Origin of the sequence: Bacillus sp. FSL K6-2865 (genome assembly GCF_040311405.1) — a bacterium.
GTDB lineage: Bacteria > Bacillota > Bacilli > Bacillales > Bacillaceae > Bacillus > Bacillus velezensis.
Window position 1 is genome coordinate 3,323,571 of record NZ_CP152036.1, and the last position, 25,265, is coordinate 3,348,835.

The 25,265-nt window shown below is 49.1% G+C and carries 27 protein-coding genes; 8 read left to right on the forward strand and 19 right to left on the reverse strand.

Annotated features, from left to right (window positions below):
- Positions 1–67: 67 nt before the first annotated feature.
- Genes NYE42_RS16480 through NYE42_RS16490 form a run of 3 tightly spaced genes read left to right on the forward strand, consistent with a single transcriptional unit; the run spans position 68 to position 3,697 of the window.
- Positions 68–1,510, forward strand: a complete 1,443-nt coding sequence (locus NYE42_RS16480) for a spore germination protein (protein WP_033574867.1) — start codon at positions 68–70, stop codon at positions 1,508–1,510.
- A complete protein-coding gene (locus tag NYE42_RS16485; RefSeq protein WP_007410062.1) occupies positions 1,485–2,585 on the forward strand; it encodes a spore germination protein in 1,101 nt (366 codons plus the stop codon). The genes NYE42_RS16480 and NYE42_RS16485 overlap by 26 nt, the downstream gene beginning before the upstream one ends.
- Entirely contained in the window at positions 2,582–3,697 is a 1,116-nt protein-coding gene (locus NYE42_RS16490) for a Ger(x)C family spore germination protein (RefSeq protein WP_352426591.1), read from the forward strand. The genes NYE42_RS16485 and NYE42_RS16490 overlap by 4 nt, the downstream gene beginning before the upstream one ends.
- 42 nt (positions 3,698–3,739) lie before the next feature.
- Here the strand turns inward: NYE42_RS16490 and NYE42_RS16495 are convergent, their stop codons facing one another.
- The 11 genes from NYE42_RS16495 to NYE42_RS16545 all read right to left on the reverse strand — a co-directional run bounded on the left by NYE42_RS16495 (position 3,740) and on the right by NYE42_RS16545 (position 13,576).
- On the reverse strand, positions 3,740–4,372 hold the full coding sequence (locus tag NYE42_RS16495; RefSeq protein WP_251257625.1) for a response regulator transcription factor: 633 nt from the start codon (positions 4,370–4,372) through the stop codon (positions 3,740–3,742).
- Positions 4,350–5,432: a two-component system sensor histidine kinase LiaS gene (gene liaS, locus NYE42_RS16500; protein ID WP_003151796.1), complete on the reverse strand. Its 1,083-nt coding sequence runs from the start codon at positions 5,430–5,432 to the stop codon at positions 4,350–4,352. The genes NYE42_RS16495 and liaS overlap by 23 nt, the downstream gene beginning before the upstream one ends.
- Complete coding sequence (liaF, locus tag NYE42_RS16505) at positions 5,429–6,160, reverse strand: cell wall-active antibiotics response protein LiaF (RefSeq protein WP_033574865.1); 732 nt, start codon at positions 6,158–6,160, stop codon at positions 5,429–5,431. Before liaF ends, liaS begins: the two co-directional genes overlap by 4 nt.
- Before the next feature lie 26 nt (positions 6,161–6,186).
- A complete protein-coding gene (locus tag NYE42_RS16510) occupies positions 6,187–7,056 on the reverse strand; it encodes a DUF4097 domain-containing protein (RefSeq protein ID WP_352426592.1) in 870 nt (289 codons plus the stop codon).
- Positions 7,057–7,161: 105 nt separating this feature from the next.
- Entirely contained in the window at positions 7,162–7,839 is a 678-nt protein-coding gene (gene liaH / locus NYE42_RS16515) for a stress responsive protein LiaH (protein WP_007410057.1), read from the reverse strand.
- A gap of 13 nt (positions 7,840–7,852) precedes the next feature.
- Positions 7,853–8,233 carry a protein liaI gene (locus NYE42_RS16520; RefSeq protein WP_033574863.1) on the reverse strand — a complete coding sequence of 127 codons (381 nt, stop codon included), beginning with the start codon at positions 8,231–8,233 and terminating at the stop codon, positions 7,853–7,855.
- Between the two features lie 166 nt (positions 8,234–8,399).
- Positions 8,400–9,668 carry an MFS transporter gene (locus NYE42_RS16525; RefSeq protein WP_007410055.1) on the reverse strand — a complete coding sequence of 423 codons (1,269 nt, stop codon included), beginning with the start codon at positions 9,666–9,668 and terminating at the stop codon, positions 8,400–8,402.
- Between the two features lie 165 nt (positions 9,669–9,833).
- A complete protein-coding gene (locus NYE42_RS16530) occupies positions 9,834–10,403 on the reverse strand; it encodes a cob(I)yrinic acid a,c-diamide adenosyltransferase (RefSeq protein WP_007410054.1) in 570 nt (189 codons plus the stop codon).
- Positions 10,400–11,626, reverse strand: coding sequence for an ATP-binding cassette domain-containing protein (locus tag NYE42_RS16535; RefSeq protein ID WP_251257623.1), 1,227 nt, complete (start codon positions 11,624–11,626; stop codon positions 10,400–10,402). The genes NYE42_RS16530 and NYE42_RS16535 overlap by 4 nt, the downstream gene beginning before the upstream one ends.
- Positions 11,623–12,669, reverse strand: a complete 1,047-nt coding sequence (locus NYE42_RS16540; protein ID WP_352426593.1) for an iron ABC transporter permease — start codon at positions 12,667–12,669, stop codon at positions 11,623–11,625. The genes NYE42_RS16535 and NYE42_RS16540 overlap by 4 nt, the downstream gene beginning before the upstream one ends.
- Positions 12,632–13,576 carry an ABC transporter substrate-binding protein gene (locus NYE42_RS16545; protein WP_108724736.1) on the reverse strand — a complete coding sequence of 315 codons (945 nt, stop codon included), beginning with the start codon at positions 13,574–13,576 and terminating at the stop codon, positions 12,632–12,634. The genes NYE42_RS16540 and NYE42_RS16545 overlap by 38 nt, the downstream gene beginning before the upstream one ends.
- Before the next feature lie 187 nt (positions 13,577–13,763).
- On the opposite strand from NYE42_RS16545, the gene NYE42_RS16550 reads away from it, so the two are divergent.
- Entirely contained in the window at positions 13,764–14,555 is a 792-nt protein-coding gene (locus NYE42_RS16550) for an SDR family oxidoreductase (protein WP_007410049.1), read from the forward strand.
- A 51-nt stretch (positions 14,556–14,606) separates the two neighbouring features.
- Here NYE42_RS16550 and NYE42_RS16555 read toward each other — a convergent pair whose 3' ends face one another.
- From NYE42_RS16555 to NYE42_RS16575, 5 genes are all read right to left on the reverse strand, one after another.
- Positions 14,607–15,485: an SMP-30/gluconolactonase/LRE family protein gene (locus NYE42_RS16555; RefSeq protein WP_039253895.1), complete on the reverse strand. Its 879-nt coding sequence runs from the start codon at positions 15,483–15,485 to the stop codon at positions 14,607–14,609.
- Positions 15,486–15,548: 63 nt separating this feature from the next.
- Complete coding sequence (locus tag NYE42_RS16560; RefSeq protein WP_031378360.1) at positions 15,549–17,291, reverse strand: HAMP domain-containing sensor histidine kinase; 1,743 nt, start codon at positions 17,289–17,291, stop codon at positions 15,549–15,551.
- Entirely contained in the window at positions 17,288–18,007 is a 720-nt protein-coding gene (locus NYE42_RS16565; protein WP_003151779.1) for a response regulator transcription factor, read from the reverse strand. The genes NYE42_RS16560 and NYE42_RS16565 overlap by 4 nt, the downstream gene beginning before the upstream one ends.
- A gap of 173 nt (positions 18,008–18,180) precedes the next feature.
- The gene (gene rsoA, locus NYE42_RS16570; RefSeq protein WP_003151778.1) at positions 18,181–18,417 is read right to left on the reverse strand and encodes a sigma-O factor regulator RsoA; all 237 of its coding nucleotides are present in this window, start codon (positions 18,415–18,417) and stop codon (positions 18,181–18,183) included.
- Positions 18,414–18,950 carry a sigma-70 family RNA polymerase sigma factor gene (locus tag NYE42_RS16575; protein WP_087920805.1) on the reverse strand — a complete coding sequence of 179 codons (537 nt, stop codon included), beginning with the start codon at positions 18,948–18,950 and terminating at the stop codon, positions 18,414–18,416. Before NYE42_RS16575 ends, rsoA begins: the two co-directional genes overlap by 4 nt.
- Positions 18,951–19,192: 242 nt before the next feature.
- Here NYE42_RS16575 and NYE42_RS16580 point away from each other — a divergent pair, with 242 nt between their 5' ends.
- From NYE42_RS16580 to NYE42_RS16590, 3 genes are all read left to right on the forward strand, one after another.
- Positions 19,193–19,348 (forward strand): YvrJ family protein, encoded by a 156-nt coding sequence (locus tag NYE42_RS16580; protein WP_007410044.1) that lies wholly within the window; start codon positions 19,193–19,195, stop codon positions 19,346–19,348.
- Positions 19,349–19,465: 117 nt separating this feature from the next.
- Positions 19,466–20,626 carry an oxalate decarboxylase family bicupin gene (locus tag NYE42_RS16585; protein ID WP_007410043.1) on the forward strand — a complete coding sequence of 387 codons (1,161 nt, stop codon included), beginning with the start codon at positions 19,466–19,468 and terminating at the stop codon, positions 20,624–20,626.
- 66 nt (positions 20,627–20,692) lie between these two features.
- Positions 20,693–21,115 carry a YrvL family regulatory protein gene (locus NYE42_RS16590; protein WP_031378358.1) on the forward strand — a complete coding sequence of 141 codons (423 nt, stop codon included), beginning with the start codon at positions 20,693–20,695 and terminating at the stop codon, positions 21,113–21,115.
- A 38-nt stretch (positions 21,116–21,153) separates the two neighbouring features.
- Here NYE42_RS16590 and NYE42_RS16595 read toward each other — a convergent pair whose 3' ends face one another.
- From NYE42_RS16595 to NYE42_RS16605, 3 genes are read right to left on the reverse strand one after another with little or no spacing between them, the layout of a single operon-like run.
- On the reverse strand, positions 21,154–21,957 hold the full coding sequence (locus tag NYE42_RS16595; RefSeq protein ID WP_007613715.1) for an ABC transporter ATP-binding protein: 804 nt from the start codon (positions 21,955–21,957) through the stop codon (positions 21,154–21,156).
- 18 nt (positions 21,958–21,975) lie between these two features.
- On the reverse strand, positions 21,976–22,986 hold the full coding sequence (locus NYE42_RS16600) for an iron ABC transporter permease (protein ID WP_007410040.1): 1,011 nt from the start codon (positions 22,984–22,986) through the stop codon (positions 21,976–21,978).
- On the reverse strand, positions 22,986–24,023 hold the full coding sequence (locus NYE42_RS16605) for an iron ABC transporter permease (RefSeq protein WP_029973587.1): 1,038 nt from the start codon (positions 24,021–24,023) through the stop codon (positions 22,986–22,988). Before NYE42_RS16605 ends, NYE42_RS16600 begins: the two co-directional genes overlap by 1 nt.
- A 247-nt stretch (positions 24,024–24,270) precedes the next feature.
- Here NYE42_RS16605 and NYE42_RS16610 point away from each other — a divergent pair, with 247 nt between their 5' ends.
- Positions 24,271–25,209 carry an iron-hydroxamate ABC transporter substrate-binding protein gene (locus NYE42_RS16610; protein WP_012118425.1) on the forward strand — a complete coding sequence of 313 codons (939 nt, stop codon included), beginning with the start codon at positions 24,271–24,273 and terminating at the stop codon, positions 25,207–25,209.
- Positions 25,210–25,265 lie beyond the last annotated feature (56 nt).

The window sequence follows — 25,265 nt, forward strand, 5'->3', positions numbered from 1 at the left end:
ATAGTATATCATTTTTTTAACAGGAAAAGATAACCTCAATTAAGGATTGGAAGGCGGGTGACTGTCGATGGCGCAATCGGAATTCAAGGAATACATACACGTTAATCTGGCACTGGTGCTTCCCCACGTAGAGCAGAATGATGATCTGGTTCAAAATAAAAAGATGCTTCCGAACGGGCTTGTTTTTTATTATATGTATCTGAGTGAAATGAACGACGAAGACAAAATAAAAGAGGCGATTGAAATGCTGCTTCGGGAGGAAGACACTCTGACGCTGGATACGGTGACGAAACGTCTTGATAAGATCGACGCCCGTCCCGTCTTTACGTCGAAGGAAGCCGTCATCTCCATTCTGCGGGGAAAATGCGCCGTGTTTATTAACGGACTTGACAGCGTATACATTTTGTCCACGGGAAAAAGAGAAAAAAGAAGCGTGAATGAACCCACATCCGAAAAGGTCGTAAGAGGTCCGAAAATCGCCTTCATAGAAGATTCTGATACAAACGTCGCCATGATCAGGCAGCGCACGAACCATCCGAAGCTGAAAACGAAAAAGGTTCCGATCGGAGAAAATAAGTTAAAATACGCCACGGTCATGTACATAGATGATAAGGCGGACCCATCTGTCGTCAGCGATGTTGTAAAGCGCCTCAGCGAAGTGAAGATGGACGACATCCAGGATTCCGGGACGCTTGAGGAGCTTATTGAGGATAATAAGTATTCGCCGTTTCCGCAAATTCAAAATACGGAACGGCCTGATAAAGTCTCTTCCGCCTTGTTTAACGGCCGCGTCGCCATCCTTGTCGACAACTCGCCATTTGCGCTGGTGGTTCCGGCTTCTTTAGGAATTTTAATGCAGTCTCCCGACGATTATTATGAACGGTGGATTTCCGCCTCGCTCATCCGGGTGCTGCGGTTTACGTCTATTTTTATTACGCTGTTTTTTTCGTCCATTTATATCGCCCTCGTTTCGTTTCACCAAGGGCTGCTGCCGACGTCGCTTGCAGTCACCATCGCGGCGAACAGAGAAAACGTTCCCTTCCCGCCTATCATTGAAGCGATGGTAATGGAAATTACGATAGAGCTGCTGAGAGAAGCGGGCTTGAGGCTTCCCAGCCCGCTCGGCCAGACGATCGGATTGGTGGGCGGAGTCGTCATCGGCCAGGCGGCCGTTGAAGCGAATATTGTCAGCTCCATCATGGTCATCGTGGTCAGCATTGTCGCGCTTGCTTCATTTACGGTGCCGCAGTACGGGATGGGTCTGTCATTCCGTGTGCTCCGTTTCATTTCGATGTTTACCGCCGCAGCTTTCGGGCTGTACGGCATGATTTTATTTATGCTGGCGATCTACACTCATTTATCGAGACAGCGAAGCTTCGGTTCTCCGTATTTCTCGCCGAATGGATTTTTCAGCTTAAAAAACGCAAACGACTCTATTCTCCGTCTCCCTATTAAAAATCAACCAAAAGAGGCGAAAAACGTAAATGAGCCAGAAAACAACTCTCAATAAGCTTACAAGCTATCAAGGGACGGCATTGATTTCCAACACGATGCTCGGGGCGGGACTCCTTACCATGCCGCGGTCGCTGTCATCAAGGGCGAATTCGCCGGACGGCTGGATTGCATTATGTCTGGAAGGCGTCATCTTTATCTTTTTGATTTATCTCAATACGCTCATTATGAAAAAGCATCAGTACGGATCATTGTTTGATTATATGAACGAAGGCCTCGGCAAATGGGCGGGAAATATCGTCAATCTTATGATCTGTCTCTATTTTATAGGAGTCGCCAGCTTCGAAGCCCGGGCGATGGCGGAAATGGTCAAGTTCTTTTTATTGGAGAGAACGCCCGTGCCGGTTACGCTGTTTATCTTTATCGCCTGTTCCGTTTATTTAATTATCGGCGGCATGAGCGATCTCGGCAGGCTCTTTCCTTTCTATTTAACGATTACGATCATTATTTTGCTGGTGGTGTTTTCTTTCAGCTTTAAAATATTTGATCTGGACAACCTGCGGCCGGTGCTCGGACAGGGGTTTTCTCCCGTTATGGCTTCCTTGACCGTCGTTTCTGTTTCATTCTTAGGAATTGAGATTATGCTGTTTCTCCCTGAGCACATCAAAAATAAAAAGCACACGTTCCGTATGTCGGCCATGGGCTTTGGCATCCCGATTATTTTATACATCATTACCTACGTGCTCGTCGTCGGCGCCTTAACCACCCAGGATGTCAAAACAATGATCTGGCCTACGATTGCGCTTTTTCAATCATTTGAAATCAAAGGGCTTTTTATCGAAAGATTCGAGTCTTTTTTGCTTGCCGTCTGGATTATCCAATTTTTCGCCACCTATGTATCGTACGGATATTTCGCGACATCGGGTCTTAATAAAATTTTCGGGCTGAAGCACAAAAAGGGCATCATTTTCGTAGGCATTGCGACATTCTTCGGATCATTGATGCCCAAAGACGCTAACAAGCTGATGCTGTTCAGTGATATTCTAGGCTATATCTTCTTGGTTTTCTTTTTGCTGCCTTTACTGATGTTTGCAGTCGTCGCTGTGAAAAGGAAGGTGAAAAAAGCGCAATGAAGAAATATATCGTAATCATTCTTTGCACATTGCTTTTAGCCGGATGCTGGGACAGCCGCAATATAGAAGATTTGAGTCTCGTTATCGGCGTCGGGCTCGATAAACCCGAGGAAGAAAACGTGGAAGTGACGCAGCAGATTCTGGTTCCGCAAAAAGCAAGTTCCCAGCAGTCGTCGTCAGGGAGCGACACGACAAAGGTGACTTCCACTTCCGGAGAAACCGTCCATCAAGCCTTACGAACGGCATCATTAAAAAATCACCCCGCTTTCTCCCAGCACTTGCGTATCATGCTGTTTTCCGAGGCGCTGTTAAAGGACGACATCCCGCTTGACGCATTGATGAACCAATTTATCAGGGACAACGGTACGAGAAGAAGCTGCAATGTGATGACGGTGCCGGATAAAACGAAAGATATTTTCAAAATCAGTGACCAGGGAGAGCCTGCGTCAAATACGATCTATGACTTAACGGAGAATAATGCGGTCACCATCCGGATGATGGAGCCCGTGACATTGGGGGAAATATCCGAGAGAATCGCCAAGGGCGAGACCTTTGCCCTTCCTCAAGTTCGCCAAGTGGGCAGCAGACTGGAAATCTGGGGCGCTACCATTATTAAAAATAAATTCTGGTATGCGAATCTAACTCCTTTACAAGTCCAGAATATGAACCTGTTCACAGGCACGGTAAAGGGAGGCGTTACGTTTGCAAAGCATGACAATTATTATTTGTCTTTCGAGGTATTTTCCAGCAAATATGATGTAAAAACACAATATAAAAACGGAAAATTCAAGTTTACCGTTACCCGGTTTGTTGAAGGCCGTCTATCTGAGGATTGGAACCCGAAAGAAGATTCCTTCAAGGAGTCCTATATAAATGAAATCAAAAACGCGGTAAAACGCAGCATTCATTCAGATGTCATGGCATTCATTGATTACATGCAGCATGAGTTGAAAGTGGATATTACCGGGTTAGGCGATCAAGTCCGGATTCATTATCCCGATAAATGGAAAAAGATATCCTCTGACTGGGATCATCACTTCAGTGAATCGGATATTGAATACAAAGTCAAAGTCGCCATCAGGGATTTCGGAACAAAGGGAATGTCCCAATGACCCCGTTCCTCGGGAGAGTGTGCTGGCACCGCTCTCCTTTTCTTATGTCACGAGATGATTGCGGTGGGCATATACGGCTGCCTGCGTGCGGTCACTGACATCAAGCTTTGACAATATATTCGTAATGTGGGTTTTCACCGTTTTAATCGTAATGAACAGCTCTTCACCAATCTCTTTATTCGTCTTGCCTTCCGCTACGAGACAGAGGATTTCCAGTTCTCTTTTTGTCAGCGTTTCATGCGGAAGCTGATTCTCTGAATGGCGCAGCCTTGACAGCACTTTTCCCGCCACCTTCGATTCAAGCTTCGGTTCGCCCTTGGCAGCCGCTCTGATGGCTTCGGCTATTTCTGCCGCCTTGGACGTTTTCAGCAAATAGCTGAGCGCTCCCGCTTCGATCACCGGATACACTTTGTCGTCATCAATAAAGCTCGTCAGCACGATGATTTTCGGGTCATTGAGTTTCGCGCAGATCTGTTTTGTCGCTTCGATACCGTCCATGCCGTCCATGACGAGGTCCATTAAAATCACATCCGGCAAAAGCTTTGCGGCCAGATCGACGCCCTGCTGCCCGTCTGATGCTTCACCGGCGACTTCAATGTCCGGCTGTGCTTCTAAAAATGCGGCCAGACCCATCCTGACCATTTCATGATCATCAATCAGTAACACTCGAATCACTGTCGTTCTCTCCTTTTGTTTTCTGATAAATCGGGACTTTCACGTCGATCTGCGTGCCTTTTCCCTTTACGGAGATAATTTCCGCTATGCCGCCGATTTCACTCGCTCTTTCCTTGATGGAATGCAGGCCGTATGAGGATGCTTTGACTTGATCCATCGTAAAACCCGCCCCGTTATCAATGACTTTAAGCTGAAGTTTTTGATGTTTCGCGCCGAGCCTGACGGTGACCTTGGTCGCCTTTGAATGTCTGAAAACGTTGGAAAGCGCCTCCTGCACGATGCGGAACAGATGGTCTTCAACGCCTTTTGACACACCCGTATCGCTGATGTCCCACTCAATATCCAGCGGCTGCTTCGCTTTGAACTCTTTTAACAGCTCAATCAGCCCTTCTTTTAAGCCTTTTCCTTCTAAAGTGACGGGCCGCAAATGCAATAGCAGCGCTCTCATCTCGTTTTGCGCTTCCCCCGCCATATGTTCAACCATGCGAATCCGTTTGACGATTTTGTCATCCGCATCTTTCACCTGCTCTAAGACGGCGGATGTCATCATAGAAATGGCAAAGAGCTGCTGGCTGACGGCATCGTGCAGATCGCGCGCCAGCCGCTGGCGTTCTTCAGTGATGACCGATTTTTTCATTTGATCCTGCCATTCCGCACGTTCGTTGGAGAGCTTTTGCAGCGATGTGACCTGGAGCTCGACCCGCTTGGCCATTTCGTTGAGCTGATCTGCCGCCAGACCGATTTCATCATCGCCGAGCGGCGGCACCCGATAAGCAAAATTGCCGTTTTCAAATTTCAAAACCGCTTCAATCAGTGTATCCATCCTTGTTTTCAGGCGGCCGCCGTATACATAACCGGAAATCAATCCCGCCGAAAGAGACGCCAGAAGCAGGATCACCACAAACGGAATACCGAACCAGCCGGAAGAAAACAACAGCATTGGGTCAAGCCCGTAATACAGCAGCATCAGCGTAATAAACACCGCGCAAAGGAGCAGACTGAGTCCCGCGGTCATCCGCATGGCGCGCCACTGAATATTGGCGAGTAATTTTTTCCTCATAAATACTTCACATCCACATCGCCGATGAATAACGAAATTGAAATTTTAATCCGCCGCGGCGAGTCGCCGTACTCAGACGATACTTTATACAGATTCGGGCTCATGCCGCTTTTCTTAGAGCCGAGCAGGTTCATTTCGCCGATAAAAGCCGATGAACTGACGGACACTTCGATATCCGGCGGGACGTACACATCGACATTGCCGATGACACCGCTGATGGTCATCGTGCTTTCTCCTTCGGGAATCATCGCTTTTGACAAATCAATTTTCACATCGCCGATGAATCCGGAAACATTTAAATCATTCAGCTCAAACGGGTCCTTCATCATCCGGAGCTCGCCGATAAAAAAGCTGCGGAGGTCCGGCTGTCTGCTTTCCGTCTGGGCGGAAGGCTTTGGCTGCTCTTCTTTTTCAAGATTGATTTTCTTCTCTTTATGTTCATGCACGCGCTTTCCTTTCAGGAGCCTGTAGCCCGCGTATATGAGAAAGGCGGCGAAGGCATAGCCGAACAGGTTAAAGGTGGCGCTGAACAGGTTTCTCAAAAATAAAAAAGCGGCGAAGATATACAGGACGGAGCCGAGCCAGCCGCGGGAATATTTATTAAAAATATAACCTGTGATCAGAAAAAAGAGCGGCCAAAACAAGAAGTCGCCGATGCCGATAATACGCAAAAACATGCTGACGCCTAATAAGGCGATGATAAGTCCGAGAATCTGTTTTTTTGCCATCAGCTGCCTGCCCCTCCTTTCCTTGACTATTGCAGTGCAATATTGCCGCTCGTCACTTTTATATCAATCGGCCTGGCGCCGCTGCCTTTCATGCCGGTAAATGCCCCGCCTTCCTTACTCGTTTTCTCAAAGGAATAAGACGGCCGGATCCTTCCGCTTGCCGTCTCGGCGTTCACCGTAAAACTTCCGTCTTTCGGCAGGGTGATCGCTGCGCTGCCGCTCGCAAGCCTGACGGATACGGGAGCATCCGCCGTCTCAAGCGAGGCGTCGACACTGCCGGAAGCGACCCGCACGTCAAGGGCGCCCGCCACATGTTGAAGCCCGACATGTCCCGAGGATAAGCGGACAGCCCCCGTTTTTGCCGCAAGGCCTGCTGCTGTGAGATTGCCCGACAGCCCCTTCGCTTCAAACACATCCGTCTTCACGTGCTTCAGCGACATGTTCCCGCTTACAGAACGGACGCCGAGGTGCGCAAGAGACAGCCCCTTGTTTCCGTCGACGGCAATGCTGCCGCTTGACGTATGGACGGTGATGTCCCGATGATAATCATACGGTATGCGGACAATCAGCAGAGGGCGCTGAAAGAGATTCAGAAATTGGAACCCTTTCTCCTTCGCTTTGAGATTGAGGGTCTTTCCCCTGCTTTGGACAAACATTTTCCCCGCCGGTCCCGCCATGTTTGCTGCGATATCATTCCGCGCTTCCGCGATGATTTTCACATCCGTCTGTTCCGATGAAACCGACAGGCTGTTGACGGCACGCGGCGGTATGCTTGCCGATTCCGCTTCTGTTTCGCACAGCGGAAAAAAACGCCCGGCAAACACTTCTTTCACCAAAAACAGACAGCAGATCAGAACGGACGCCGCCATCAGTCCTTTGGCAATCTTACGCTTCATTACGTTCCATCCTTTTTCAATCATTTTATTATAAAGGAAAAGCCGGAGAATTGATACGTGCGTATAGGGAAGAGGCGTAAATGCGCCGATCTTCCCTTGTGCACATTATTCATGAGCCGCTTTTTGACGCTCTGTTTTTTCCAGAGAAAGCGAGCGCATTTTTTCAATCTCAGCTTCCACCTCGTCTGAATATTGGGAGCGGCTGTATTCTGTGTTCGCCTCAGCTGAAGTGCCGTATTTGACGCGGACTTCCATTTCTTCAATGCGGCTTTCCATTCGAAGGAACTCTCTGTAGGCGCTTTCGCTGTCAATTTTGTCGAAAGAAGCGTTCATATGTTCCTTCGCATTTGCCGCGTTCGCGCGGGCGATGAGCGCCTGTTTTTTATCCTTTACGTCGCGGAGGCGCGTTTCTAAAGTTTCCAGCTGCTCTTTCAGCTCTGCCAGCTGTGTTTTCGCCTGCTCATACGCTTTTTCATGTTCGGCCGCTTTTCCCTCAAGGTATTTCATTTCAGTGAGGGCCTTTTTCGCCAGCTCCTCTTCCCCGGCGTCAAAAGCAAGCTGAGCCTGGTTTTTCCGTTTTGCCGCCGTTTCGGAGGCGTCTTCCTGTTTTTTCTTAAACTGATGGACGATCGTATGCTGTTTGACAATCGTTTGTTTCGCCTTAGCGATGTCACTTTCCATATCACGCACATATTGATTCAGCATGACTTTCGGATTTTCTAATTTATCAAGCCCTTCGTTAACAGATGCGACGAACATATTTCTTATTCTTTTTAAGACCATTTTGTCTTCCTCCTTATTTTTTCTTCAGAAATTCTTCCCATTCAGAGTCAAATCCGGATTGATAGCCCGGTGATGCCGCTTCCGGTTCATACTGGCGGGAAGCGGTATCTGAGCCGCCCTGCTTCATCATCTTCCACCCGAAATACACCATGGCGCCGGCCAGTCCGATCGCAACGATAAATGGAAGAGAACCGACGAGAATCATAGCTCCGATGACGCCCGCGATGATACCCGATACCGCCCGGCCTTTTGAAAAACGTTTGATTCCCCAGTAAAGCATCAGGCCTCCGATCGCCAGCGGGATGATAAATGCGAAATGGCCTCCTCCGAAAAAGACAGAAAGTCCGAACACCATCAGCAGAAAGCCGCCTGCCGTTTTGCCATTTATATTCATGCAGATCCTCCTTTCGTTTTCCTTGTCTTTACTATAAACAAATCCCGCGGCCGGCAAAACGAGTCAGAGATTGATTTTCATATCAGACCGGAGTCGTATAAGCCCCCGGACCTTCGCATAAAAAAACGCCGCTGCACCGGACGGCACAGGGCGTTTCACGAAAAATCTATATTCTGATGCTCGCTTCTTTTTCCCTGATGAGATCTGAGCGTTCGGCTTTGGCCAGCTTCGTAAAGAACAATATTCCGAGACCGGACAGGACTTCAACGAGACCGCCGGCGGCAATGACTTTTCCGGGACCGAAGGCGTTAGCCGCGTATCCGCAAAGAACCGCGCCGAGCGGAATGGATATGTTTGAGATCATATGGATGACGGCATAGACTTGCGGCTGGTCATCATGGTCCACAGACGTCTGAATAATCGTATATTCCGGCACATTAATCGCGCTGACGGCAGATCCGAACGCAAACGCGGCGAGGAAGACGAGCGGCAGAAAAGTGTTGAGGCCGGTGATGAAAAATGCCGCTCCTTCTATGATTCCCGCTGACACAAACAGGAGACCGTATTTGTTCACCTTCACCTTAGCCAAAATAAAACCCATTAAAAAGGCTCCGCCCGTGCCTGTCGCTTTCAAAAGCGAGTAGATGATCGGCGGCATGTTTAAATCTTCGGCGACATAAACGGCAGAGAGCGCCTCCCACGGAGCGGCCGCAAAATTCATGAAGATACAATAGATGGCGAGCGGGTATAAAATCTGGTGTTTCCTGACAAGAACGAAACCCCGTTTGAGCCTTCCGAAATACGTCCCGCGCTGTCTGACGGCGACTGTATCCTGTTTGGCATGCTGGACTTGGTATGACATAAAGAGTACGAGAAAACCTGATAGAAGATAGAATATAAGAGCGATAAACAAAGAATAAGCGGGACTGATAAATGTTAAGAACACCCCGCTCAGCGTAATGGCGGCAAGCCTGACGATCTGGCCTGATGACTGGATGACCGCATTCGCTTTCTGCAGGCTGTTTTCTCTGACAATATTGGGGATCAATGAGATAGATGCAGGATTATAAGCGGCTCCCGTGGCTGAATGCACAATCATGAGAAGCATGACAAACCATAAAGGAGAAAAACCGTTAAAGTAACAGACCGGAATGATCAACACGACCGCCGCGCGCGTCAGGTCGGAGAAATACATCCAGAATTTCAGCGTATGCTGCTTCATAAAAGGCCCGGTAATCGGCGCCAGCATCGCCTCCGGAAGGAACGTGACCGCAATGAGCAGGGACGTGCCGATCGCGCCTTCCCCGTCAAAAATCAAAAACCACAGAATGGAATTAAAGGCAAAACCGTCGCCTGACAATTTAACCAGCCTTGAGATAAACAGAAGGGTGAAATTTTTATTCCAGATGCTCTCGCTCTTATTATATGTATCCATCTATCAAATCCCCCATTATTTTACAATGTTTCTTATAATATCTCATTTTTTAATTTTTCAGTCAATAATGCATAAGATACATTTTCCTCCTGTCAATAAAGGTTCAATTGATGGATATCTCTATAAAAAAAACAGCCGGCTTGCTGCTGCCGGCTGAACAAAACATTATTCATCATCACGGAATACCGCGGCGCTTCTTTCATACTCTATATCCTGAACGCCCTGTCTTGCGTTAACTGCTCTTGCCGCCGCGAAAAAATAATCAGACAGGCGGTTCAAGTAACGCATCACCGTATCATTTATCTCTTCTGTTTTGCCGAGCTTCACGATGAGACGCTCAGCCCGTCTCGTGACGGTCCGCGCGATGTGAAGCTGAGCAGCCGCCTTATGCCCGCCCGGAAGAATAAATTTCTCAAGCGGGGGCGCTTCAGCCGTGTAACGGTCTATGCAGTCCTCCAATGCGGAAATAGATGTCTCTCTTAATGTATAGCTTCTATGTTCAGTGACCGTCGCCAAGTCGCCGCCGCAGTCAAACAGCTCATGCTGAATGTTTCGGAGTTCGGCTTTCACATCACCGCAATTCTCACAATCATCAAGCTCCGCAAGCGCAAGCCCGATAAAGCTGTTCAGCTCATCAATCGTCCCGTAGCTTTCAACCCGCAGACTGTCTTTATCCGTTCTGCCGCCGATCAGGCTTGTCTGTCCTTTATCACCGGTTTTCGTATACAGCTTCATCGTTGTATTCCTCCTTCTTCCGCCGCTTTTACACATGCCGCGGTTCCTCTTCTGACGGCTCTTTCCGCGTGAGGGACATCCATCGCCTCTCCTGTCTGCAAGGCGCAAATGACAATGTCGCCTTTTGCCTGTCTGCCGGAAAGAGCCTGCATTCTCGCTTCAGCCGCTGCCGTTAACAGCCGTACAAATCCCTGTTCCGATAAACGTCCGCTGATCAGCACCCAAACGGTATGCTGCGCAGTCACGGCAATTGTGACCGAATCAAACGTACGGCAGATCAAACCAGCGGCCGCTGAGCCGGAAAGCCGGCGGCTCCACGAAAAGCCCGGGCCGTCAGATGCGGTTGACAACATTCTGAACGGCCGTTCTGTATGAAGCGTTACGGTATTTCCGCTTTTGTTTATCAGAGAAGCGAACGGAACGCTGACAGGCTCTCTTTCCTCCTGCGCTTCCGGCATGAAAGCGATCAGCGGTTTCGGCGACGATTGCTGGGCAACAGCGCTGACGGTGATGCCGTAAATGTCTTCAATCGTCTCTTTTTTCAAAGCCTGATCCGGCGTCTGCTTCGGAAAAGCGCGCCCGTCTTTCATCATCAGGAGCTGATCACAATATTGGCCTGCGGCGTTTAGGTCGTGAAAAATACTGATGACCGTCAGGCCTCTTTCTCTCGTCAGCCGCTTCACCGTATCAAGCAGGTCTTTTTGATATTTGAGATCAAGAAAGGTCGTCGGCTCATCCAGACACAGCACCTCAGGCTGCTGAGCCAGCGCCTGCGCCAGATAGACGCGCTGCCGCTCCCCTCCGCTCAGATTGCGGACGGATTGCTGCGCATACCGGTCGATGCCCGTCATTTCCATCGCTTCCCGGACAATGTCTTCGTCATGTTGATCCATCTGTCTGAAGAGTCCTTTTTGATACGGGTATCTGCCGAAGGACACCGTTTCCTTAACGGTAAATGTAAAAGCTTGCTCCGTATGCTGCGGCAAAACGGCCATGATTTTCGCAAGTTCCCGCGGCTTGTATCCGCCGATGGGCCTGCCTGCTACGAGCACCTCGCCTTTTGACGGAGAGAGCATTCCCGTCAGCAATTTCAACAGCGTTGTTTTTCCCGAGCCGTTCGGACCGAGTATGCCGACAAATTCACCTTTTCCGGCGGTAAAGCTGACATCTTCCACAATCATCCGGCCTCCGTACCCGCCGGACAGGCTGCTCACCCTGATCATAAGCGTTTCCCTCCATGATGCTGGCGAAGCAGAATCAAGGCAAACACAGGCGCTCCCGCCAAAGCCGTCATAATGCCGATCGGCAATTCGACAGGCTCAATGACGGTGCGGGAAAACAAATCCGCCAAAATGAGAAAACCGGCGCCCGTCAATGCTGACAGCGGCAGTAAATGGCGATGATCCGTTCCCCATAAAAGCCGTGTCACGTGGGGAATGACAAGGCCGACAAATCCGATCGTCCCCGAGACGGCAACCGCTCCTCCCGTCAGCAGAGATCCGGCGGCGATCATCAGCCATTTTCTTTTTCCCGTACTGACGCCTAACAGCCTTGCCTTTTCTTCTCCATAAGTCATAATGTTTAATTCTCTGCCATTGATAAGCAGAAGCGCCGTCCCGGCCAGAAAAAAAGGCAGAAACAGCGCGACATAGCCCCAGCCCCTCATTGACACGCTTCCTAACAGCCAGCGGACAATCGGGAGCAGATCATTGCCCGTTAAAGCGATCACAAGCGATATGAGAGCCCCGAGAAAAGAATTCATGATGATGCCTGTCAAAATGAGCGTCGAAACCGACATCGACGCATGAACGAGGCGGCTGAAAAACAGAACCGCCGCCATGACCGCAATCGCTGCGGCGATGCTGACAACCGGTAGTGTGAACCGGCCGATGACGGGAATCTGAACGCCGAAAAACAAGGTGATAACGGCTCCCGCCGAGGCTCCCGAAGATACCCCGAGTGTATAAGGGTCGGCGAGCGGATTTTTCAGAAGTCCCTGAAACGCCGCTCCCGCAATGGATAACGCGGCTCCGACAAGGGCAGCCAGAACGACTCTCGGCAGGCGGATATTCATCATAATATTTACATTCATAGGGTCAGCCGAGGATGTCCGGCCGATCCCGATCCAAAAAACGTCGGATAAAGGAATATGCAGACTGCCGATTGAAATGCCGAGTGCCGTACAAACGGCTAAAAACAGCAGGCTGACCGTGTAGGCCAGCGGGCGGTTACTTTTTAAACGTTTCAGGATAAACGCTTTCTGCAAGCTTCTCGACCCCTTTGACAAGGCGCGGGCCTGAGCGTGTGACAAGGTCGGGATCAACAGAATAGACATTGTGGTGTTTGACCGCATTGACGGCACCCCAGCCGGCGCGTTTTTCCACTTCAGCGGCCTTTACGCCGTCTGTCGTAATGATGACGTCCGGATTCATTTTGACAATCGCTTCATCCGTCAGCTGAACCCAGCCGGTCTGGCTGCCGGCGGCGTTTTTCGCGTGTATATCTTCAAGCATTTCGTTCATAAACGTGCCTTTCCCCGTCGTGTAGCCGTCAGGAGACACTTCGACGAATACTTTCTTTTCGTCTTTTTCAGAAATGGCCGCCGCTTTCTTTTCTATGCCGGAAAGGTCGGATTTCATCGATTTGATCAGCTTATCCGCCTGCTTTTCTTTGCCGGCCGCTTTTCCGATCATGCTGATTGATTTGTACACATCTTGGAACGATTGCGCATCATTGACCGTTAAGACGGTGATGCCCGCATCTTTCAGTTGCTTCATCGCATCGGCGGAAGCGGACATAGAGGACGCGTGGGCAAGCACGAGATCCGGCTTCAGCGCGATGACTTTTTCAGCGTTCACATTCATATCTCCGACTTTCGGTTTTTTTACCGCTTCTTTCGGATATGTATCATTTGTTGTGACGCCTGCGACCTTATCTCCCAGTCCGAGCGCGTATGTAATTTCCGTATTGCTCGGCATGAGGGAAACGATTTTTTCCGGTGCCTGCTTTAAGGTTACTTTTTCGTTCGCGGCATCCTTAATGGTTACCGGGAATGCTTCGGTTGAGACGGCTTTTTGTTTGGCCGCGCTTCCTTCTTCCTGTGCGCCGGAACAGCCGGCGACCACAAAGGCGGTGACCAAGAGCGCCGCCCAGACGGCAGTGATCTTCTTCATTCTTTTAACTCCCCCTGATTATGGTAAACGATTGTCTCTTTGACATTCGTATCCTTTTTTCGCAGTAATTATACTATAAGTCTTTAAGGCTTGTATATCCGGCCTTTTTGCATGAAAGCAAATTGTTCGTACACACTAAAATTCATCATGTATACTGTTACACAATGGTGTAAAAAGGAGGATTATCATGGAATTACAGCTTGAACGAAAGCTCGTTTTGATTACAGGATCAACCTCAGGCATCGGAAAAGCCGCGGCAAAAAGCTTTTTAGCCGAAGGCGCCGAGGTGATTATAAACGGAAGAAAAAAAGAAACTGTGGAACGGACGGTTGAGGAGCTTTCCGCTTACGGAACGGTCCACGGCATCGCTGCGGATTTATCGCGTCAGGATGAGGCGGATGACTTGATAAAGCGCGCGGGTGTAATCGGGGAAGTCGATATTCTCGTCAATAATCTCGGTTTTTTTGAAGTAAAAGACTTCGCTGAGGTGTCTGATGACGAATGGACTCGGTATTTTGAAGTGAATGTTATGAGCGCCGTGCGCCTGTGCCGGCGTTTTCTGCCGCAAATGCTCGAGAGAAACAGCGGACGGATTCTGAACATCTCCAGTGAAGCCGGTGTCAAACCGCTTGCGCAAATGATTCCGTATTCAATGACGAAAACGGCGTTAATCAGCTTGTCCCGGGGAATGGCGGAAATGACGAAAGGCACAAATGTCACGGTCAACTCCGTGCTGCCGGGACCGACATGGACCGAAGGCGTCGCTTCTTACATGGAAGGAGCCGCAAAGGCTGCCGGAGAAGACACAGACAGCTTCGTCCGGGATTATTTTAAAGTGAATGAACCGACATCATTGATTCAGCGCTATGCAACCCCGGAAGAAGTCGCCAATACGATTGTATTTCTCGCTTCATCAGCGGCTTCTGCCATTAATGGCACCGCACAGCGGGTTGAAGGCGGCATCATCCGCTCCATTTAACACAAAAAAGCCCGGCACAATGGGAACTTCCCCATATGCCAGGGCTTTTTTTTACACCATGCCTGCAAACGGAACCGGCTCCCAGCCGCCCGTCTCAAGCTCTGCTGAAAACAGGCCGCCCGCATGCGGCTGCTCAAGTCTTTCGGCTTCCGTCAATTTTTCCGTCGCGGTCGTAATGTATAACGTGTTCAAGTCTCTGCCTCCGAACGCGCAGCAGGTGACGTATTTCGCCGGAACTTCGATAGATGCAATTTCCTTATGCAAAAACGGGTCAATCCGGACGGCACGGCCGCCTCCGAACAGAGCCACCCACAGCATTCCGTCACGGTCAATGGTCATTCCGTCGGGAGATCCTTGCGACTCCGGAAAGCGGTAGACCGTTTTCGGATCTGATACGGCTCCGGTTTCAGGATCATATGAATAACAGACGATTTCCTGCGTCGGAGTATCGATATAGTACATCAGGTTTCGGTCCCGATCCCAATCCAAACCGTTCGAGGTGGAGACCTGGTCTTTTATTTTGGCAAGGCTGCCGTCCGTATTCAGACGGTACAGCGAAGCCTCCTCTTCTTTGCCTTCCATGCTCGTCGTTCCCGCCCATAATCTGCCGGACGGGTCGCATTTTGCGTCATTGAAACGGATATCTTCCCGCATGTCTTTCGGCTGCTTCATCTTCGTCAATGTGTCTTCCCGAAGATTGTACAGGTAAAACCCGTCTTTCATCGTCATCACCAGCTCTTCCTTTGAATATAAGGCCAGAGCCGTGACAAATGATTTGAATTTAACGGAGCGGTTGATTCCGTCAGCCGGAGTGAAGATATGCAGCTGGCTGCCCAGTATATCCACCCAGTACAGGCATTGCTTATCCTTGTCCCATAAAGGGCCTTCTCCGATAACTGCTCTCGTATCTGCTCGTAATGCTGCTTCCATATGTGAACACCTCTTTTGCTTGTCAGTCTTCTATTGTTATTCCCGACAAAGCGGCGTCCAAACTTAATCTTTTTTAAAAAGAATCGTAATCACCGTTCCGGCGCTGATTCTGCTGTTGACATGGATGGTTCCGTTATGAAGGTGTACCAGCTCCTTGGCAATGGCGAGTCCGAGTCCCGTTCCTTCTGACGGTCCCTTCGTATTCGTTCCCCGGTAATAACGGTTAAACAGCTGGTGAATCGTTTCATCGTCCATTCCTCTTCCGTTATCTTTCACTTTCAGAATGAGCTGTTCGGCTGATTCCTCAAGCACGACCCGAATGGCGGTCCCTTTCTTATTATGCTTAACCGCGTTTGCCAGCAGATTCTCCAGAATACGGCGGAACCACGCTTCATCAATGGCGAAAAGAATGTCTTCCTTTTTGGTTTCAAAGGCGATGTCATAGCCTTCCGAGAACGTGTTTTTCGTGAAATCGTTCGTGACGTTTCTGATAAACGGCACGACGTTGATAAGCCGCCGTTCGATCGGGAGGGCCGCGTTTTTGAGGCGGTATGTTAAGTTTAAGTCCTCAATCAGCTTGGACATATATTCTGATTTTTCCCGGACGATCTGTCCCATTTCTTTGACTTCTTCCGGGGTCCAGTCGTATTGCTGCGATTCGAGCATCATGCTGTAGCCGTAAATCGTGCTCAGCGGGGTTTTTAAGTCATGGCTCAGCCCGGCGATCCATTCTTCCCTTGTCGCCTGGATTTTTTCTCTGTTTTTCTTATCCCGCTTCAGCGTGTCTGTCAGCTGATCCATCGATTCGAAAATCTCGGCGAAAAAGCGGAACGGCTGTTTTGTTTTGCCTTTTTTGTTTTTGCTGACCGGCTGTCCTTTGCGGTTCTTCGGCTCTTCAAGCCGGCCCTTTGATAAATTGACGAGCCATTTGATGGTATGAAACAGCGGCCAGCCGAAACGGAAAGAGTACCAGATGGTCAAGATGCAGATCATAAATACTAAGATTCCGATCAAGAGGAAGAGGGTTTTCATCACATTTCTCAAAAATGATTTGTTAAACTCGTGATCGGGGATGTACACGGGGTTCGGCACCGACGCGACCATCCATTTCGTTTTATCGAGTCTTTTAAAAGAAATTTCCCGTTTGTAATTCCACGGCTTGGAACTGTATTTCAGCAATTCAAGCTCATTGACGGTGTTCCGTTCTTTTTTCGTGCTGTTGATATCCCCGAGCAGTCTGCCTCTGTCTTCGAGAAGGTAGACCGCCCCTTTTTCCCGTTTAATATAATCAACCGTGCTTTTTTTATATTGAGAAAGGGAAGCAAGGGATGGCTCCTGTGATTCGATGTAAGTGAGAAGCTGCTCACTGGCGGATTTCCAGCCGAACAGAATCAAATAGGTCTCATCATTTATCGTGACCGTCCAGTAATTCAGCTTGTAGTTGTCAAAATTCCGGTACTGGTAAATGGATAAGAGATCTTTTCTGCTGTAATGGCTCGGGACGTCTTTCGGCACTCTGTACGCGTAGTCCGTTTTTTCATTGTCATTAATGATCTGCAGCCAGCCCTTCTGCTTTCGGACCGACATCTTTAAAAACTCATCGACATCCCATGTGCCGTCTTCATTTTTATCAAGCCACGCTTCAAACGAGTCCGCGGTCGCTTTGGTCAGTCCCGCATTGGCTTCCGCTTCGCTGAAACGCCAATCCAAATAGAAGAAAGAAGCGACGGCCAAAACGGACATCAGCAGGATGACAAGCAGCAGCTGTCCGAAAAAGTGGAGCAGAAATTTTCCGCGCATTCTCATGAGCGGGTTCCTTTTTCTCCTTGATCGGGAATAAACCGATAACCGAGGCCGCGCACCGTTACAATATAAGACGGATTGCTGGGGTCTTTTTCAATTTTTTCTCTGAGCTTGCGGATATGCACCATGACGGTGTTGTTGTCGCCGTAAGACGGATATCCCCATACTTTTTCATAGATCTGATCTTTTGAGAGCACCACATCAGGGTGTTCACAGAAATATTGAAGCAATTGCAGAAGCTGTGCGGAGCAGCTGACGGGCTCTCCCCCGACGATCAGCTCGGCGTTTTGCGGTGAATAGGAAAAATGACTGTATGAATACGTCTTTACCGCCGTTTTCTCTTCGCGCTTATAGGTTCTCTTTAACGTCGCTCTGATCCGCGCCGCCAATTCGAGCGGATTAAACGGCTTTGTTATATAATCGTCAGCTCCCAATGCAAATCCTGACAGCTTATCCGCATCAGAAGAACGGGCGGTCAGAAAAAAGATCGGAGCGTCGGTATAGTTCCGGATTTCGGTGCATGCTTCAAAACCGGACATGCCTTCCATCATCACATCCAGCACGAGCAGATCCGCGGTTTCATGTTTAACAAACTCGATCGCTTCCTCAGCGCTTCCGGCTGTCTTAATGTTGTGATAGCCTTCTTTGACGAGAACGCGTTTGACCATATCAACGATCGCCTTCTCATCGTCTACAATTAAAATTGACGCATTTTCCACCTTGGACGTTCCTTTCTCTTTGTTTTTTTCATCATATCATTATATGGATAAGATTTGGTACCTTTTTAGTGCGGAGGTCTTGCGGGGAAACAGAAAAGAAAAACGAGACCGGACATCTCTTCTCGTTTTTCTCACGTTGTCAGAGCGGAATATCCATCATTCCGCCGCTTTTGTCAGGAGCTTTCATTTATAAGATGAAGTATAAATTCCCAAAAACCCGGCACTTCCTGGCATAACAGCATGTCCGCTTTTTCAACGATTTTAATCTTCAATTCTTGTTCGAGATCTTCTCTTTCCTGGTATGATGTATTGCTCAGTTTTTTTTTTATCATTGGCGAAAAACGCGAAATCAAAAGTTCCATTTCGTCGGTATCTGTGTTCTCTTTGTTGAAGTCAAATGGCCCGTTCACTGCTTATTTTCCCCCTTTTTTTGCTTGTCCAGCTGCTTTCTGAGATTGTCGAGCCCTTTTTTATGAATATTGGAAATGTTCTGCCGTGATTCACCCAGCGACTCGGCAATCTCCTTCATCGTCGCTCCGTGAAGATAAATATTCGTCAGCACGCTTTTTTGTTTATCGGTTAACGTCTGAAGCGCTTCGTATAAATCACGGTTTTGGACATGCTGGCTCAAATCCCCCTGCTTCCGCAGAAACTCTTCATACGCATCTTTTCCCATTTCATAGGGAAGCGCTTCACCTCCCTCCGGCTGATCCACCGTCAGCGGATAGCGCTTCTGATTTTTACGGATGCGCTTGTCAAAATCGATGGAGAAAATCCGGATCATAGAGTTCATATATTTGATGATCCGGATTTCCTTATAAAACTGTTTAAAATGGTCGTCCAGTGATTTTGCATCCTTCTCGTCTGAATGTTCCAGCACATTTTTAAATTTCTCGTAATGCTTTGGGTCACTTAAAAAATGTTTAACGATCGGATGTTTCATAATTTCCTTGCATTTTGACCGTAAAAGAACTTGATAGTCCATAAAACCGCCCCCTATTTAAATTAAATGAAAGAAAGCAAAAAAAAGTAAACTACTCCTTTCCGACTAAGATTCCGCACTCCTTATGTCCCGGATTTGCCGGAACAAAAAAAAGACCCTCAACCGGGATATCAGGTTTACAGGAGCCGCTCTTTCTTTCACTTATATACATGACTGCAGGTCAAGTCAGGAGGTGGCTGATAATGGATCAGGTTTTTATAGAAGAAGCGGTCAGACAGCTCGGCAATCTCGGCTTTCCGGCTCTGATTGCCATGTATCTTCTCACACGGTTTGAGAAGAAGTTTGACGCCCTGATCGAACTGATGACGGAACTGAAAGATCAGAAAATGAAAAATTAATTTTCACACGAAGTTGACTTTTCATCGGAACGCATCACTTAACAAAGCAGAAGGGAAAACGAAAGGCCTTTCACATTCTCTTTCTGAAAAAACAAAGCTTGAGAGGAGACGATTTACATGTCAAAAGAAAACAACTGCAATATCCCGCAGCCGATCAGAGGAGACAAAGGGGCGACCGTCACGATTCCGCGCAACCTTGAAAGAGACCGCCAAAATCCGGATATGCTGACGCCGCCGGAAACGGATCACGGCACAGTGGATAATATGAAATTCTCTTTCTCAGATGTGCACAACCGGCTGGAAAAGGGCGGATACGCGCGTGAGGTGACCGTTCGCGAGCTGCCGATTTCTGAGAATCTGGCATCTGTCAACATGCGTTTAAAACCGGGCGCCATCCGTGAGCTGCACTGGCATAAAGAAGCGGAATGGGCATATATGCTGACAGGCAAAGCGCGGGTCACGATTGTTGATGAACAGGGACGCAGTTTTATCGATGACGTGAAGGAAGGAGATCTGTGGTACTTCCCGTCAGGCCTGCCGCACTCCATTCAGGCGCTGAAAGAAGGCTGTGAATTCCTCTTGGTTTTTGATGACGGTTCCTTCTCAGAAAACAGCACATTCCAAGTGACTGACTGGCTTGCCCACACACCGCTTGATGTCATTGCCAACAACTTCGGGGTTTCAGAAAAAGACCTCGCCGGCCTGCCCGGGAAAGAAAAATATATCTTTGAAGAGCCGGTTCCCGGGAAGCTGAAAGATGACATTGTGGAAGGCCCGAACGGTGAAGTGCCTTATCCGTTCACTTACCGCCTGCTGGATGAAGGTCCGACTGCTGAGACGGATGGCGGCAAAGTATATATCGCGGATTCCACAAACTTCAAAGTGTCCAAAACGATCGCTTCAGCGCTTGTCGTGGTCGAACCGGGCGCAATGAGAGAGCTGCACTGGCATCCGAACACGCATGAATGGCAGTATTATATTTCCGGTAAAGGGCGGATGACGGTTTTTGCATCGGACGGCCATGCGAGAACATTTAACTATCAGGCCGGGGATGTCGGTTACGTCCCGTTCGCAATGGGCCACTATGTGGAGAATTTGGGAGATGAGCCGCTCGTCTTCCTGGAAATCTTCAAGGATGACCACTATGCCGATGTGTCCCTGAACCAATGGCTTGCCATGCTTCCTGAGAAATTCGTCCAGCAGCATCTGGATCTGGGCAAAGACTTTACGGATATTCTTTCGAAAGAGAAACACCCTGTCGTCAAAAAGAAATGCTGAAGATACACACCGGCTTGCAGAGTTCCGTCTCTGCAAGTCTCCTCTGTGTGAAAAGGAGCTGAACAGATGATCAATCAAAACGGGACGAAAATGTTTTTTCTTCATGTGCTTCGGTATGCCCTGGCAGCCGCTGCCGTATTATTCGGGTATTTCATCGTGATGATGGCCGTATTTTCATTAGCCGGGACGAGCTACGGATCGATGGCGTACGTCCTGCTTTTTTCCGTGCTTTTTATTTTTCTCGGTTTATGTTTTGAACCGCTTGAGCGGCTGATGATACATAGCTTTACCTTTTTTGGGACGGGCAGGCTGCCTTTTCTCCTTTTAGCCAGCACCGTTCAGCTGCTGTTCCTCTGGATGACTGCGTATACGACGGATAAACTGATTGAAAAGATTTGGCTGTCAACGACGGAGGAGCTGATTGTGGCGGGGGTTTTTTTCGTTTTGGATAAATGCGTCTCCGGACAAAAGCAGCCCCGGGCGCAATAAAAAAACGCAGGCCGGAATGGCTCTGCGTTTTTTTTTCATCATACCGTTGCGTTTTCATGCCGGATTAAATCGTAGGTTAAGCAGACCGGTTTGTTCGTGCGCGGATCTTTTACAATCTGTGCGTCAATTTGGAAAACGTCTTCCAATATGCCGGGAGTCATGACTTCCTCCGCCGTTCCTTCCTTGATGACGCGCCCTTTTTTCAGGGCGATCATGTAATGGGAAAAACGGGCGGCATGGTTCAGATCATGAATGACCATTAAAATGGTGCGGCCCTGCTCCTTGTTTAATTTGTCCAGCAGCTGCAAAATTTCAAGCTGATGGGCGAGATCTAAATAAGTGGTCGGCTCATCAAGAAGCAGCAGCTCCGTTTCTTGAGCGAGCGCCATGGCGATCCACACACGCTGCCGCTGCCCCCCGGAAAGCGCTTCGATCGGCCGGTCGTAAAATTCGGCCATCCCCGTCTCTTCCAGCGCCCATTTGATCATGTCACGGTCTTTATCACTCAAACGGCCCATTCCGGACTGATGCGGAAACCTGCCGTAAGAAACAAGTTCGTACACCGTCAGCCCGCTCGGCGCTTCAGGCGTCTGCGGAAGAATTGCCATTTCCTTGGCGATGTCCTTCGTGGATTTTTGCATGATCGCCTGTCCGTTTAAATAGACGGCGCCGGATTTCGGTTTCATGATTCTTGACATCGTTTTGAGAACCGTCGATTTTCCGCAGCCGTTCGGACCGATCAGCGTTGTAATTTTTCCTTTCGGGATGGCGATATCCAATTCTTTCGCTATCAAACGGTCGCCATAACCGACAGTAAGCTGTTCCGCCGATAATGAGTTCATCGCGGCAGTCTCCTTCCTCTATTTCGTTTTCATCAGCAAATATACAAAATACGGCGCTCCGAGCACGGAAATCACCAGGCCGACGGGAACTTCGGACGGTGCAAGCACATTTCTCGCCAGCGTATCGGCAAGCAGAAATAAAAATGCGCCGATTAAAGCCGAAACCGGGATAAGCGTCTGGTGGCGCGGTCCGGTAAGCCTTCTGGCCAAATGCGGCGCAATGAGTCCGAGAAAAGCGATTCCGCCGGCTGCCGCAACACATGACGCGGTCAGGGCAACGGCGCACATCAGCAGAACGCGCCGCTCCTTTTCAACCCGGGTGCCAAGCCCCGCCGCCAGCTGATCACCGAGCTGGAGCACATTTAAATACCTGGCTTTATAGAGGCTGAACGGTAAAAGAACCAGCAGCCACGGCAAAATGGACAGTACCATTTTCCAATTGGCGTTCCAAATCGAACCGGAAATCCATACAAGCGCCTGCATGAAATCCCGCGGGTCCATTTTCAGCTGAAAAATCAAGAGAAGCGCATTAAACCCCGCATTGACGCCGATCCCGACCAAAACGAGCCGGACAGGTGAAACGCCTTTTTTCCAAGCCAGCACATAGATGAGCAGCGCAGCCAGAAAAGCCCCCGCTAAAGCGCTCACCGGAAGCAGCCATGTACCGGCCATGCTTAAATCAGCAGCTGATCCTTGGAAAAAGAAGATAAACAAAACGACCGCCAAAGACGCCCCGGCGTTAATCCCGAGAATGCCCGGCTCCGCCAAGTCATTTTGAGACACGCTTTGAAAAATCGCGCCTGAAACCGCGATTCCGGCGCCGACCAGCAATGACAGCACCATGCGCGGCAGTCTGAATTCAAATAAAACGAGCTGATCCCGGGCATCCCCTTGTCCGAAAAAGACACGTAGCGTATCAAGAGGCGCAATCCGGATCACGCCCATGTTTAAGCTGATAAAAAAGACGATGCATATGAGCAAAAACGTAACGGCCATGACCGCCAGCGGTTTTTTCGATTTTACATTCATTACAGCCCTCTCCTTTCCCTGCGCGCCAAATAAAAGAAAAAGGGAACGCCGATAAGGGCGGTTAAAGCGCCGACCGGTGTTTCAAACGGCGCATTGACGAGTCTTGCGGCAATATCACTGAAGACTAACAGAACGGCGCCGAATACCGCCGAACAGGGAATGATCCACCTGTAATCTACCCCGACTAAAAATCGGGTGATATGCGGAATCACCAAGCCGATAAAAGAAATGGCTCCGGCGACTGAGACTGAAGCCCCCGTCAAGAGGACAACGACAAACATTCCGATTACTTTCACAAGCGATGTGTACTGCCCGAGCCCTTTGGCCAGCTCCTCACCCAAGCTCAGCACCGTCACTGAGCGCGCAATCAGAAATGCCAGCAAAAGTCCGATAACCCCGACCGCCAACAGCAGCTGCACGCCTTCCCATTTCACGGAAGCAACTCCTCCGGCATACCAGAACTTCACATCCTGGGCGACATCAAAACGGATCGCAATCGCGCTTGAAAGCCCCGTTAAGAAATAGCCGACTGCCGTACCGGCCAGCGCGAGCTTCACCGGTGTCAGACCGCCTTTTGAAAACAGGCCGATGCCAAACACAATAAGCGCTCCGATTCCCGCTCCCGCGAAGGACCACAAAACAAGTCCCGCCGCAGACAGGCCCGGAAAAAAAGCAAACGCCAATGCGATCGCAAATCCTGACCCCGACGTCACGCCCATAATGGAAGGCTCAGCAAGCGGGTTCCGCGTCAGCCCCTGCATAATCGCCCCGGACACAGCTAAAAAAGCCCCGACGAGCGCGGCGGCGGCAGTTCTCGGCAGCCTCAGATCGCGTATGATTTGATGAGATGTATTTTGCGGCTGAAAGTGAAAGAGAGCATCCCACACCGTCCGCAGATGAATATCGGCAGCTCCGATGGAAACAGACAGAGCCGCGCCGATCAATAAAACCGCAATCCCGGCACACAGCAGCACAGCCGCCCGGAATGAACGCGCCGTCCACTGGATTTCACTCCCTGATGCCCCTTGAGCCGTCATTGTCTGTTTCTTTTTCAATAGACCCAACACTCGTTCTTCCTTTCTCAAAACAAGAATGTTAATGATAATGATTATCAATGACTTGTTTCAGTATAGCACTTTTATCTTCTCTTTTAATAGACCTAATTTCATATAAAAAAAGAAAGTTTTTCTTAAAAAAGAGCGTGCTTCTCTATGAAAGCAGTGATATAATCACACTGATAATGATTCTCTTTATCACTAATTTTTATGAAAGAAGGAATGTCAAATGTTCCATACATACAAAAAAATCGGCGCAGCGCTGATTGCCATGCTGCTCATCGCCGCTTTGGCCGCATGCGGCAATTCTTCAGACACGAAAGGTTCTTCTGAAAAAGAAGAAACCATCACGTATAAAGCCGAAAACGGCAATATTAAAATTCCGAAGCACCCGAAACGGGTCGTCGTCATGGCTGACGGCTACTACGGCGACTTTAAACAGCTCGGCATCAATGTTGTCGGCGCGCCGCAAAACGTATTTAAAAACCCTTATTACAAAGGGAAAACAAAAGGAGTGACAAACATCGGCGACGGCACGTCCGTTGAAAAAATCATTGACTTAAAGCCGGATTTAATCGTGGTCTGGACGACACAAGGCGCCGATATTGAAAAACTGGAAAAAATCGCGCCGACCATCGCTATTAAATATGACAAGCTCAGCAACATTGATCAATTCAAAGAGTTTGCGAAAATGACAGGCACTGAAGATAAAGCAGACAAATGGCTGGCTGAATGGGATAAGAAAACCGCTGCCGCTAAAACAAAGGTTCAAAAAGCGGTCGGCTCAAAAACCATCTCCATCATGCAGACAAACGGAAAAGACATCTATGTATTCGGTAAAGACTTCGGCCGCGGCGGAAGCATCATTTATGACAAACTCGGGCTGAAGGCCACAAAACTGACGCAGGAAAAAGCCATTAATCAAGGGCCGGGCTACGCCAGCATTTCACTCGAGAAACTGCCTGACTTCGCGGGAGACTACATCTTTATGGGGCCATGGCAGGCCGGCGGTGACGACAAAGGCGTGCTTGACAGCTCAATCTGGAAGAACCTCGATGCCGTCAAACAAAACCATGTCTACCGCATTGATCCGATCGGCTTCTATTTCTCAGACCCGATCTCACTTGAAGGCCAGCTTGACTACATCACAAAAAGCTTAACGAAGTAACCCCGAAGCCGCTGTCACAGCGGCTTTTTATTACGCTTAAAACTTGACAAAAAAAA